This window comes from Pararhodobacter zhoushanensis (assembly GCF_003990445.1).
Taxonomy (GTDB): Bacteria; Pseudomonadota; Alphaproteobacteria; order Rhodobacterales; family Rhodobacteraceae; genus Pararhodobacter; species Pararhodobacter zhoushanensis.
In genome coordinates, this window is sequence record NZ_REEZ01000004.1 from 294,013 (window position 1) to 306,371 (window position 12,359).

The 12,359-nt window shown below is 65.0% G+C and carries 11 protein-coding genes; 7 read left to right on the forward strand and 4 right to left on the reverse strand.

Annotated features, from left to right (window positions below):
* The first annotated feature begins 9 nt into the window (after nucleotides 1-9).
* The gene (locus EAE28_RS12220) at nucleotides 10-654 is read left to right on the forward strand and encodes an RNA-binding protein (RefSeq protein ID WP_127106584.1); all 645 of its coding nucleotides are present in this window, start codon (nucleotides 10-12) and stop codon (nucleotides 652-654) included.
* Nucleotides 641-3,187 (forward strand): translation initiation factor IF-2, encoded by a 2,547-nt coding sequence (infB, locus tag EAE28_RS12225; protein ID WP_127106586.1) that lies wholly within the window; start codon nucleotides 641-643, stop codon nucleotides 3,185-3,187. Before EAE28_RS12220 ends, infB begins: the two co-directional genes overlap by 14 nt.
* Nucleotides 3,188-3,256: 69 nt before the next feature.
* On the opposite strand, the gene EAE28_RS12230 is transcribed toward infB, so the two are convergent.
* From EAE28_RS12230 to deoC, 3 genes are all read right to left on the reverse strand, one after another.
* Nucleotides 3,257-4,144, reverse strand: coding sequence for an alpha/beta hydrolase (locus tag EAE28_RS12230; protein ID WP_246022339.1), 888 nt, complete (start codon nucleotides 4,142-4,144; stop codon nucleotides 3,257-3,259).
* A gap of 74 nt (nucleotides 4,145-4,218) precedes the next feature.
* On the reverse strand, nucleotides 4,219-6,516 hold the full coding sequence (locus tag EAE28_RS12235) for an aldehyde dehydrogenase family protein (RefSeq protein ID WP_127106588.1): 2,298 nt from the start codon (nucleotides 6,514-6,516) through the stop codon (nucleotides 4,219-4,221).
* A gap of 7 nt (nucleotides 6,517-6,523) precedes the next feature.
* The gene (gene deoC / locus EAE28_RS12240) at nucleotides 6,524-7,474 is read right to left on the reverse strand and encodes a deoxyribose-phosphate aldolase (RefSeq protein WP_127106590.1); all 951 of its coding nucleotides are present in this window, start codon (nucleotides 7,472-7,474) and stop codon (nucleotides 6,524-6,526) included.
* 197 nt (nucleotides 7,475-7,671) lie between these two features.
* Between deoC and EAE28_RS12245 the strand changes: the two genes are divergently transcribed.
* The gene (locus EAE28_RS12245; protein WP_220443924.1) at nucleotides 7,672-8,760 is read left to right on the forward strand and encodes an ABC transporter ATP-binding protein; all 1,089 of its coding nucleotides are present in this window, start codon (nucleotides 7,672-7,674) and stop codon (nucleotides 8,758-8,760) included.
* A 73-nt stretch (nucleotides 8,761-8,833) separates the two neighbouring features.
* Nucleotides 8,834-10,195 carry a lytic murein transglycosylase gene (locus EAE28_RS12250; RefSeq protein WP_127106592.1) on the forward strand — a complete coding sequence of 454 codons (1,362 nt, stop codon included), beginning with the start codon at nucleotides 8,834-8,836 and terminating at the stop codon, nucleotides 10,193-10,195.
* A gap of 129 nt (nucleotides 10,196-10,324) precedes the next feature.
* Here EAE28_RS12250 and EAE28_RS12255 read toward each other — a convergent pair whose 3' ends face one another.
* Nucleotides 10,325-10,636, reverse strand: a complete 312-nt coding sequence (locus EAE28_RS12255) for an ArsR/SmtB family transcription factor (protein WP_246022344.1) — start codon at nucleotides 10,634-10,636, stop codon at nucleotides 10,325-10,327.
* Between the two features lie 273 nt (nucleotides 10,637-10,909).
* On the opposite strand from EAE28_RS12255, the gene EAE28_RS12260 reads away from it, so the two are divergent.
* From EAE28_RS12260 to EAE28_RS12270, 3 genes are read left to right on the forward strand one after another with little or no spacing between them, the layout of a single operon-like run.
* The gene (locus tag EAE28_RS12260) at nucleotides 10,910-11,245 is read left to right on the forward strand and encodes an AtpZ/AtpI family protein (protein WP_127106596.1); all 336 of its coding nucleotides are present in this window, start codon (nucleotides 10,910-10,912) and stop codon (nucleotides 11,243-11,245) included.
* A gap of 2 nt (nucleotides 11,246-11,247) precedes the next feature.
* Nucleotides 11,248-12,018: a F0F1 ATP synthase subunit A gene (locus tag EAE28_RS12265; RefSeq protein ID WP_264504485.1), complete on the forward strand. Its 771-nt coding sequence runs from the start codon at nucleotides 11,248-11,250 to the stop codon at nucleotides 12,016-12,018.
* A 45-nt stretch (nucleotides 12,019-12,063) separates the two neighbouring features.
* Nucleotides 12,064-12,300 (forward strand): F0F1 ATP synthase subunit C, encoded by a 237-nt coding sequence (locus tag EAE28_RS12270; protein ID WP_127106598.1) that lies wholly within the window; start codon nucleotides 12,064-12,066, stop codon nucleotides 12,298-12,300.
* Nucleotides 12,301-12,359 lie beyond the last annotated feature (59 nt).

A 12,359-nucleotide genomic window follows, 5' to 3' on the forward strand; every position in this document is an offset into this window, starting at 1 on the left:
GACCTGCCCATGACGCGGGGCGGTCGCGATAAGGACCAGGACGGGCCCGAACGACGCTGTATCGTCACCGGAGAGGTGCAACCCAAAGGCGGGTTGATCCGCTTCGTGATCGGTCCAGAGTCACAGGTGGTGCCCGATATCGAGGGGAAGCTGCCGGGCCGGGGCATTTATGTCGCGGCTGACAGGGCAGTCCTTGGACAGGCGGTCAAGCGCCGCCTGTTCGCACGGGCTGCCAAGATGCCGGTAACGGTGTCTGACGGTCTGGACGATATGGTCCACGACCTGCTGACCCGCCGGGTGATCGAACTGATCGCTCTGGCGCGCAAGGCAGGGCAGGCAGTGGCGGGATATGAAAAGACCCGCGACTGGCTGATGTCGGGTGAAGCGGCGGTGCTCGTGCAGGCCGCCGATGGCTCGGAACGGGGGAAAGCAAAGCTGCGACCCCCGGCGGGAAAGAACAGGCATGTGACCTGTTTGAGCGCTGGGGAAATCGGTTTGGCTTTCGGCCGGGAACATGTGATACATGCCGCGCTTGCCGCTGGTGGTCTGTCTGCACGTGTAGTAGAGGAAGCGGCGAAACTCGCGTGCATACGCGGGCAGAACGATGGTCCGATGCCATCGGAGAGGATTGACGAGACGCATGAGCGATACTGACGGCAAAAAACCCCTTGGGCTGCGTGGCGGTTCGACCCCCGGCCAGGTGAAGCAAAGCTTCAGCCACGGCCGGACCAAGGCGGTTGTGGTGGAGACCAAACGCAAGCGCGTTGTGGTGCCCAAGCCTGGTGGCACGGGCTCCTCGACCTCCGATGTTGCCCTCGCCAAGGCCTCCGCGACCGGGGGCACATCCCGCCGTCCGGCCGGGATCTCCGAAGCCGAGCTTGAGCGCCGTCTGGCCGCTGTGCGCGCTGCCAAATCGCGTGAGGTCGAAGAGGCCGCACAGCGTCTGGCGGATGAGCGCCAGCGCGAGGAAGATCGCGAGCGCCGCCGCGCCGAGATCGAAGAAAAAGAGCGCGAAGAGCGCGAACGCGAAGCCGCGCGCAAGGCCAAGGAAGACGAAGAGGCCCGCAAGGTCGCTGAGGCTGCCCAAGCGGCTGCCGATGCTGCCGCTGCAAAGGCCGCTCCGGCCCCGTCGCAGCAAGCTGCTGCGCCTGCGCAGGACCAGCGTTCCGCACCGCAAGCCGACCGTGGTGGCCCTGCCCGTCCCGGTGGCGGCACGCCGACCCCCCGCAAGGTGGATCGCGAGCGCGAAGCCAAGGAAAAAGGCGGCAAAGCCCGTGATGACGGTGGTCGTCGCGCTGGCAAGTTGACGCTGAATGCTGCGCTCAGCGGCGGTGAAGGCGGGCGTCAGCGCTCGATGGCCGCGATGAAGCGCAAGCAGGAAAAAGCCCGCGCCAAGGCGCTGGGTTACGGCCAGAAGGCTGAAAAGCAGGTGCGCGACGTGCAGCTGCCGGAAACCATCATCGTGCAAGAGCTGGCCAACCGTATGGCCGAGCGTGCGGCCGATGTGGTCAAGTCGCTCATGAAAATGGGCATGATGGTCGCCATGAACGAGCCCATCGACGCTGATACCGCCGAGCTGGTGATCGAGGAATTCGGTCACAAAGCCGTCCGCGTGTCGGATGCCGACGTGGAACAGGTCATCGACACGGTTCAGGACAAGTCCGAAGACCTCGTGACCCGTCCGCCGATCATCACGATCATGGGCCACGTTGACCACGGCAAAACCTCGCTGCTCGACGCGATCCGCAAGGCGAACGTCGTGTCGGGTGAAGCCGGTGGCATCACCCAGCATATCGGGGCGTATCAGGTGACCACGGATGCCGGGGCGGTTCTGACCTTCCTCGACACGCCGGGCCACGCTGCGTTTACCTCGATGCGGGCGCGCGGTGCGAACGTGACGGATATCGTTGTTCTGGTGGTTGCAGCCGATGATTCGGTCATGCCGCAGACGATCGAGGCCATCAACCACGCGCGCGCCGCCAAGGTGCCGATGATCGTTGCGATCAACAAGAGCGACAAGCACGGCGCCGATGCCAACCGCGTCCGCACCGAGCTGTTGCAGCACGAAGTTGTGGTCGAGGAAATGGGCGGCGACGTTCAGGCCGTCGAAGTTTCGGCCAAGACCGGCAAAGGTCTGGATACCCTGCTTGAAGCCATCGCGCTGCAAGCCGAGATCCTCGAACTGACCGCCAACCCGGGCCGTTCGGCGCAAGCCGCTGTTATCGAAGCCAAACTCGACGTGGGCCGTGGCCCGGTCGCGACGGTTCTGGTGCAGCACGGCACCCTGCGCAAAGGCGACATCTTCGTCGTCGGCGAGCAGTGGGGCAAGGTTCGTGCGCTGATCAACGATCAGGGCCAGCGTGTTGACGAAGCCGGTCCTTCGGTTCCGGTCGAGGTGCTTGGCCTCAACGGCACGCCCGGTGCCGGCGACGTTCTGAACGTCGTCGAAACCGAAGCGCAGGCCCGCGAGATCGCGGACTATCGCGAACAAGCCGCCAAGGACAAACGCGCTGCCGCCGGTGCTGCAACGACGCTGGAACAGCTGATGGCGAAAGCCAAAGCCGATCTGAGCGTGTCCGAGCTGCCGGTTCTGGTGAAGGCCGACGTGCAGGGTTCTGCCGAGGCGATCGTTCAGGCGCTGGAGAAGGTCGGCAACGAAGAGGTCCGCGTGCGCGTGTTGCACTATGGCGTCGGCGCGATCACCGATTCGGACGTGGGTCTGGCAGAAGCCAGCGGCGCGCCGATCATCGGCTTCAACGTCCGTGCCAATGCCACCGCCCGCAACTCGGCGTCGCAAAAAGGTGTCGAGATCCGATACTACTCGATCATCTACGATCTGATCGACGACATCAAATCGGCGGCCTCGGGCCTGCTCAAAGACGAGATTCGCGAGAATTTCATCGGCTATGCGGAAATCCGCGAAGTCTTCAAAGTGTCCAACGTCGGTACGGTTGCCGGCTGTCTGGTCACCGAAGGTGTTGCCCGCCGTTCGGCTGGCGTCCGCCTGCTGCGCGACAACGTGGTGATCCACGAAGGCACGCTGAAGACGCTGAAACGCTTCAAGGACGAGGTGAAAGAAGTCATCTCGGGTCAGGAATGCGGTATGGCCTTTGAAAATTACGAGGATATCCGCGTCAAGGATGTCATCGAGATCTTCGAGCGCGAAACGGTCGAGCGCTCGCTCTGATCTGACCGCCAGTTATGCAAAGGGCCGGGGAGAAATCCCCGGCCCTTTTGCGTTGCCGTTTCGGGACCATTAAGGGTCGTGACGGGCCAGAAACGCGGCAATTCCCGGCACCAGAGCCGGGTCCAGCGGGATGTCAGCGTCGCGGTAGGTTGCCAGCGGGTCGCCGGGCTGATCGGGTTTGAGCATATGCGTGGCGCGGGGCAGGTCCAGTTGATCGGCTTGGGGCATGGCTTGGGCCAGCGCCTGCGCGTCCTCTGCACGGACCTGACTATCCGCACCTCCCTGCACGATCAGGACCGGACCGGGCCAGCTCTCGGCCAGTTGTGCCGGATTCCACGAAAACAGATCCATCATGTAATCACGCACCCCCTCGAAAAAGAGCGGTTGCAGCGGCGTCGAGATTTGGGCGGTCGGGCGGGGTGTCCCGGCCTCGATGTCCGAAATGATTCCGGTCAGCTCATCAAGATAGGGTGCCGCACCGGGGTTGCGGCTGATCTGTTCGATCATCAGGCGACCCACGGGTCGGCCCGGCGTGGCAAGCAGGATCAGCCCGCAAAGCCCTTCGGGTGGCTCTTGCGCCGCAACCAAGGCGACCAGCCCGCCCTCGGAATGCCCGGCCAGCCAGACACAGGGCGCCAGGTCACGCGCCCGATCAACCCAAGCGGTGGCATCATCGGCATAGGCCCGCACGGTGACATCATTCGGGTCGGCAATCGCCCCTTCGCTGCCAAATAGCCCCCGCTTGTCGATGCGAATCGAAGCGATGCCCGCCTCAGCCAGCCCTTCGGCCAGAAGCCGGTACGCGTTCGATTGCAGGCCCGCCGATGGCGTGCTTCCGTCGCGGTTGGTCGGCCCCGAGCCGGGGATGATCACCAGCGCGTGCTGCGCGCCTTCGACCGCCAAGGCTTCGCCCTGCAAGGGGCCGAGCGGACCGGGAATTTCAACCGTATCGGCCAAAGCACCCCCTGTACTCAGGCCGCCGAGCAATGCCAACGACACCGCTCGGCGCAAAAAGGTGGAGAGCGCGAATGTCACGCTCCGTAAGGCACCCAGACCGTTTTCACCTGAACCGCCCGGCGCAGGAAGCTGCGCGATTGACCGGCCGGGCCAGTCCAGTCGCGCTGGCGCTGCTCGGTCCAGACGGGTTTGAGGTTCCCGGCGGACAGGGTTTCGGCCAGCGTGCAGGTTTCTGCCTCGGCAAAGACCCACAGCGCGGCCACGTCGTCGTGTTTGGCCAGCGTGTCGGTCAGCTCACCGCGTGGGCCGGTGACGATGTTGACCACGCCGCCGGGCAGGTCCGAGGTGTCGAACACCTGATACAGGTCCAGCGCCGGGATCGGGTTGGATTGCGAGGGCACGGCCACCACGCGGTTGCCCATCGCGATGGCGGGCATGACGGTGCTGACAAAACCAAGCAGCGGCGCTTCCTCGGGGCAGATCACCCCCATCACGCCAAAGGGTTCCTTCAGCGCCAGCGTGATGTTGGCCGAGGCCGTCGAATGCACCCGCCCGTCGTATTTATCCGCCCAGGCCGCCCAGTAGAACGCCCGCTCAACCGCCAGCGCGACCTCATCTTTGGGGCCAAGATCTTTGCCCCGCGCCGCGATGTTCTCGGCCAGAAAATACAGCACTTGGGCGCGGTTATGGCCTGTGACCTTGCTCCAGCCAGACGCCTTGTGCGCGGCCTCAACCGCGTTGCGGATGTCCTTGCGACTGCCGAGCGGCACCTGCGCGCCGGGCACGGCATAGGAATAGCCGCCATCGGGCCGCTTCTGCGCGCCACCGATGTAGAGCTTGCGCGTGCGGTCAACGGTGTCGCCGCTGGCCGAACCGGGCAGGGGTGACAGTGCCTCGGGCGCTTTGCGTTCCTTGCCGCTGGCCTCGTCGCCGGTCAGGTAGGCCAGCATCCCCTCGCGCGCGCCCTCACGCCCGAACCCCGATTCGCGCATGCCGCCGAAGGGAGCATTGGCGTCGAACATGTTGGTGCCGTTGATCCACACCACACCGGCCTTGACCTGCCCGGCAATGTCCAGCGCGGTGGTGATGTTCTCGCTCCAGATGCTCGCGGCGAGGCCGTAGCGGGTGTTGTTGGCCAGCTCGACGGCCTCACCAGGGGTGCGGAAGGTCATCAGCGTGACGATGGGTCCAAAGATTTCTTCGGTATGCGCGATGTTCGCAGCACCCAGATCAGTGAGCAAACCGGGCGGGCAGAACGAGCCCGGCCCCTCGGGCATCGGCGCTTGGTGCAGGATCGCTCCCTGCGCGATGGCCTTGTCCACGATGCCGCGGATGCGCTCCAGCTGGGTCGGATGCACCACCGCGCCAATGTCGGTGGATTTGTCCAATGGATCGCCCAGCCGCAGCTTGGCCATGCGCAGCTTCAGGCGGGCAGTGAAACGCTCGGCGACCTGCTCCTGCACCAGAATGCGCGATCCGGCGCAGCAGACCTCGCCCTGATTGAACCAGATCGCATCGACCACGCCTTCGACGGCGGCATCCAGATCGGCCTCGGCAAAGACGATGAACGGGGATTTCCCGCCCAGCTCAAGCGTCAGCGCCTTGCCGCTGCCCGCCGTCTCGCGGCGGATCAGGCGGCCAACGTCGGTCGAACCGGTAAAGGCGATCTTGTCCACCTCAGCCGCGACCAGCGCCGCGCCGGTGCGCCCGTCGCCGGTGACGATGTTGACGACGCCCTTGGGCAGACCGGCCTCGACACACAACTCAGCGAACAACAGTGCTGTCAGCGGCGTGAACTCGGCGGGTTTCAGCACGACCGTGTTGCCCGCCGCCAGCGCGGGCGCGACTTTCCACGCCAGCATGAGAAGCGGAAAGTTCCACGGGATGATCTGCCCGCAAACGCCATGCGGGCGCATGCCCGGGAACTCATCGGCCAGCAGTTCAGCCCAGCCCGCGTGGTGATAGAAGTGGCGCACCGCCAGCGGCACGTCGATGTCGCGCGATTCGCGGATCGGTTTGCCGTTGTCGAGCGTCTCCAGCACCGCAAACAGCCGCTCGCGTTTCTGCATCAGCCGCGCCAGCGCATAGAGATACCGCGCACGCTGCCCGCCGGTCAGCTTGGCCCAGCCCTTGGCCGCAGCGCGGGCGGCATTCACGGCCTCGGCGACATCATCGTCGGTGCCTTGTGTCACCTGCGCCAGCTCAGCGCCCGTGGCGGGGTTGGTGACGGCAAACGTCTGACCCGGCTTGGTGAACGCGCCGTTGATGAAATGGCCAAACGCCCGGTCCTTCAACCAGTCCAGAGCGATGGCGGGCGATTCGGGCGCGGGGCCGTAATCCATGAGTGCGAGAGCCTCGGGTACAGTGGGCATGATGGCCTCAGGCGATGGCGTGACGGTGCGAGGCGGCGTAGCGCCCGGTGACATGGTGTTCGAGCTGACGCTCGATATCGCCCAGCATCGACGAGGCACCAAAGCGGAACAGGTCAGGCTCAAGCCACTCGCGGCCCAGCTCTTCCTTCATCAGGATCTGCCAGCTGATCGCGTCCTTGCCGGTCTTCATCCCGCCAGCGGGCTTGAAGCCGATCTTGACGCCGGTTCGCTCGCCATAATCGCGCAGCGCACGCACCATGGTCAGGCTGACCGGCAGCGTCGCGTTGACGCCTTCCTTGCCGGTGGAGGTCTTGATGAAATCGGCCCCCGCTTGCATCGCCACCATCGAAGCGGCGTAGACGTTGCTCAGCGTGACCAGATCGCCGGTGGCAAGGATCGCTTTCATATGCGCGTCGCCGCAGGCTTCGCGCATGGTGGCGATCTCATCGTAAAGCGCCGTCCAGTTGCCCTGAAACACATGCGCGCGGGTGATGACGATGTCGATCTCGTCGGCACCCTGATCGACGGCATAGCGGATCTCGGCCAGCCGCAGGTCCAGCGGCATCAGCCCAGCGGGAAAGCCGGTGGCGACGGAGGCCACGGGGATGCCGCTGTTGGACAGCGCGCGTTTGGCCGCGCCAACCATCGTGGGATAGACGCAGACCGCGCCGGTCTTGGGCATCTCGGTCAAGCGCAGCCCCTCGGCGATGCTGTCGGCGAGGGGGCGGCGGGCCTTGGCGCAGAGCCGGGCGACGCGTGCCTCGGTGTCATCCCCGGCCAGCGTGGTCAGGTCCATGCAGCGGATGGCGTTGACCATCCATGCCGCCTGATGCTCTTTCTTCACGCTGCGCCGGGTGGTCAGCGTGGCTGCCCGACGCTCGGCGGCGGGGCGGTTGACCTGAGCGCGGTCAAACCAGTTGGTCGTCAGGGGCAGTCCGGGATTGCGATCATGCGACATGGGGGTTTCCGACAACGAAAATCAGCCCAAGTATGCGCGGGGGGCGGCCATCGTGCAATCCCCACCCCTGACCGGTTGGTCAAATAACGCCGCTATGCGTGCGACGCCAAAGCAAATTGACATCGCAGGCCTGCGCTCATAACCAAGCGCAACGGTTGGAATTGGCCGAGAGGCCGGAGATGCCGCCGGAGATACCGATGACTGAGCTGCCAAAGACCCTGAGTTTCCGCATGCCGGCCGAGGCCTCGCCGCTGGGCTATCGCCAGCGGCCGTCGCGTCCGTTGCTCGAGGTCGACCGTCTGCGCAAAACCTTCGCCCATGCCGACGCGGCTGCGGTCGAGCGGGTCTCGCTGGCCGTCGGTGAAGGCGAGTTGATGGCGCTGCTGGGTCCGTCGGGCTGCGGCAAGACCACGACGCTGCGCATGATCGGCGGCTTCGAGCATCCCGATGAGGGCAGCGTGACCTTTGAAGGCCACGACATCACCCAACTGCCGCCCGAAGCGCGCGGCATCGGCTTTGTGTTTCAGGACTATGCGCTGTTCCCGCATCTGAGCGTGCTGGACAACGTCAAATTCGGTCTGCGCAAACTGCCCCGCGCACAAGCGCAGGCGCGGGCCGAGGAAATGCTGTCGCTGGTCGGTCTGTCCGAACTGGGCAAGCGCCGTCCGCATCAGCTGTCGGGCGGTCAACAGCAACGCGTGGCACTGGCCCGGGCGCTGGCCGTGGCGCCCAAACTGATCCTGCTGGACGAGCCGTTTTCGAACCTCGATGCCAAGATGCGCGTCGAGACCCGGCAGGAGGTGCGCAAGCTGCTGAAGGCGGCAGGCTCGGCGGGGATTCTGGTCACGCATGATCAGGAAGAGGCGCTGGCGCTGGCCGACCGGATCGCGGTGATGGACCGGGGCCGGGTGGTGCAGGTGGGCACACCGGATGAGATCTATCGCAACCCGGTCAGCGAATTTGTTGCCAATTTCATCGGCCGGTCGAACTTCCTGACCGGCACGGCGAACGGCATGAACGTGCAGACCGCCTTTGGCAATCTGCCGATGAGCCGGGCGGCGAATGGCGCGGTAACGCTGGCGGTGCGGCCCGAGCAAATCATGCTCGACGCCGACCCTGCGGGCAAAGCGACGATCGTCGGGCGCGAGTTCCGCGGGCACGACCAGATCTATTGGGTGCAGGAAGGCGAGAGCTGCCTGATCGTGATTTCCGGCCCCGGCCAGCAGCACACCATCGGCACCAAGGTAACGATGCGCATCTGCGATTGCGTGGTTCCGCTTACCTGAACACGGCTCGCTTTCGTTTAAGGCGAGTTTGCGCTACTCTTTGTGCAAAAGAAACGAACAGAGCAGGCCCTGAATGCAGATCCGTGCCGGACTATTCTGGCTGAGTGCCGCGTTGTCCCTGACCGCCCAAACCGCCGCTGCCGTTGAGCGGTCTCCGCGCCCCGTGGCGCGGCCGTCGGTGATTGCCGCGCCTGTCGTTCCGCAATTGGTGCAGGCGCGCGCCAATGATCCGGCGGTGCAGGCCTTGGCTCCCGACAGTAGCCGCCGCCCGGCAGCACGGCCGCGCACGCTGGCCTCGGCACCAGCCCCGGTCGCGGCAAGCGGCGAGTTTGGCACTTGGCTGCGCGGTTTTCGCACCCGCGCGCTGCGTGAGGGGATCTCGGCGCGCGTGTTCGACACGGCCTTCGCCGGGGTGCGCCCGGACACCAGTACGCTGCGCCACGAAACCAGCCAGCCCGAATTCAGCCGCCCGATCTGGGCCTATCTGGACAGCGCCGTGTCCGAGAGCCGCATCCGCAACGGTCAGGCGGCGCTGCGCGACCACCGCCGCGTGCTCGACGAGATCGAAGCACGCTATGGCGTCGAACGCGAGGTGATCGTCGCCGTCTGGGGCATGGAAAGCGCTTATGGTGCGCTGCGCGGCTCGACGCGGATCATCCCGGCGCTGTCGGCGCTGGCGATGGGCTCGCGCCGGGCAGATTTCTATGAACAACAGCTGATCGGCGCGCTGCGCATCATCCAGTCGGGCGATGTCGACGCCAGCCATATGGTCGGCAGCTGGGCCGGGGCGATGGGGCATACCCAGTTCATCCCGACCAGCTATCTGGCCTATGCGGTCGATTTCCGGGGCGACGGCGTGCGCGACATCTGGTCGGATGACCCGACGGATTCGCTTGCCTCGACCGCCGCCTATCTGGCAAGCCACGGCTGGCAACGCGGTCAGCCCTGGGGCGTCGAAGTGCAGATCCCGCGCAATTTCAACCCGCGTCTGGCCAATACCTCGCGCGATGCGGGCGAGTGGCGCTCGCTGGGGATCGAGCCGGTGCGCGGGGCGACGCTGCCGCGGTCGGGGGAAGCGACGCTGCTGTTCCCGGCGGGGTCACGCGGGCCGGCCATTCTGGCCTTCCAGAACTTCCGCGTCATCAAGCGCTATAACAACGCCGATGCCTATGCGATCGCGATCGGCCATCTGGCCGACCGGATGCGCGGCGGCACCGGCTTTGTCGGCGACTGGCCGCGCGACGACCGCCCGCTGAGCCTTGCCGAGCGCGAAGAGCTGCAACGGGTGCTGGCGCGGTCGGGGCATTACGACGGGACGATTGACGGGCGCGTCGGACAGGGCACGCTGGCGGCGGTGCGGGAATGGCAATCGGCCAACGGATTGCCGCCGGATGGCTATGTGTCGCTGGCACTGCTGCAACGGATGCGGCGCTGAGCGGTTTCGCCCTCAGGGCTTGACGCGGTGCGTCTCGCCTTTCGGGCGACCGGGGAAGGGGGGCGTTGCCCCCCTCTTTGCTGCGCAAATTCACCCCCCAGGATATTTAGAGAGCAAAGACGGGCGCGGTCAGTCGGGTTGCGGCGGCGTGCCAAGTTCGGATTCGAGGAAGCGCTCGAAGGCTTCGAGGTTGAGCGGTTCGAACTGGCCGAAGGCCTGCATCCAGACCGAGGCGGCGCGCATCGCGTCGGGTTCGAGCTTGCACCATTTCACCCGACCGCGTTTCTCCTGACTGATCAGCCCGGCCTCGGCCAGCAGGGCGAGGTGTTTGGAGATCGCTGCGAGGGAGATCGGGAAGGGCTCGGCGACGTCGGTGACCGCCATGTCATCCTCGAGCAGCATCGCAAGGATGGCGCGGCGGGTGGGGTCCGCGAGGGCCATGAAGACGATATCGAGAGGATCGGGGCGCGGGATGGGGGTGCTCACGCTCTCAGGCGTAGCGGTGGGCCGGGGGGCGGTCAAGCGTGGCGCGTGGGACATTCAATGAAATGGTTGAATGTGCAGGCGCGGCATCGGGGGCGCCCGGGCGCCCACGAACGCGTGAGATGAATTGGAAAAATCCAGTAATATCAATGACCTTAGGCCCGTCATTGGTTGTTGACTCTAAGCCCCCCTGCTTCTAGGTTGCGCCGGACTGCTCTGAGGGGTTTCTGGATGAGCGAACCGACGGATCTGGAGCGACTGCGTGCGCTCGACGAGCGGCTCGCGAAGCTGAAAAAGGTGCAAGCACCCGACCTCAATGGCGTCGCAGAAGGTCACCGCATGGCGAACCACGCCTGGCGGATGGTCACCGAGCTTGTTGCCGGTCTGTTGATCGGCTTTGGCATCGGATACGGGCTGGATATGCTGTTTGGCACCATTCCCCTGTTTCTGGTGCTGTTCATTTTGCTGGGCCTTGCGGCCGGTGTTCGCGTGATGATGCGCACCGCTGCCGAGATCCAGCGCAAGACTGAAGAGACGGCGACGGCCGTCCGGAACGAAGGGGACTGACTGTGGCTGCAGAAGAGCATGGCGAAGGCCTGGCCTTCCACCCGATGGACCAATTCATCGTGCGGCCGCTGTTCGGCGACGGCGATGTGGGCGTGTTCACGATCACCAACGCCACGCTGTGGATGGCGCTGAGCGTTCTGGCAATTGCGTTGTTGTTCATCGTCGGCACCAAGGGCCGCGCGATCATCCCGACGCGGATCCAGTCGATTGCCGAGCTGGCCTATGGCTTCATCCACAAGATGGTCGAAGACGTGGCGGGCAAAGACGCGCTGAAGTTCTTCCCCTATATCTTCACCGTGTTCCTGTTCATCGTCGCCTCGAACTTCCTGGGCCTGCTGCCCAAGGCGTTCACGCCGACCTCGCATATCGCTGTCACCGCCGTTCTGGCGATCGGCGTGTTCCTGACCGTGACCATCGTCGGTTTCTACAAGAACGGCGTCGGCTTTCTGGGTCTGTTCTGGGTATCGTCCGCGCCGTTGGCGCTGCGTCCGATCCTGGCTCTGATCGAGATCATCAGCTACTTCGTGCGTCCCGTCAGCCACTCCATTCGTCTGGCCGGCAACATGATGGCAGGCCACGCGGTGATCAAAGTGTTCGCTGCCTTCGCGCCGCTGATCCTGATCTCGGGCATCGGTATTGCCGTGACACCGCTGTCCATCATCGCCATCACCGCGATGTACGGGCTCGAAATTCTCGTGGCCTTCATTCAGGCCTACGTGTTCACCATCCTGACCTGCGTCTACCTCAAGGATGCGCTGCATCCGCACCACTGAGGTCGGGTTCTCCAACTCTGCTAATTCCAAACTAGGAGCTGTAAAATGACTGGCGATATCGTTCAAATGGGTGCGTACATCGGCGCTGGCCTGGCCTGCATGGGCATGGGTGGGGCAGCTGTGGGTGTGGGCAACGTTGCCGGCAACTTCCTGTCGGGCGCTCTGCGCAACCCGTCGGCCGCCGCTGGCCAGACCGCTACGCTGTTCATCGGCATCGCGTTCGCCGAAGCGCTGGGGATCTTCTCGTTCCTCGTTGCGCTCCTGCTGATGTTCGCAGTCTGATCCTGACACGCCCGTGATCCTTACGGCCGGGTGGGTCTGACGACCTGCCCGGCGGATTC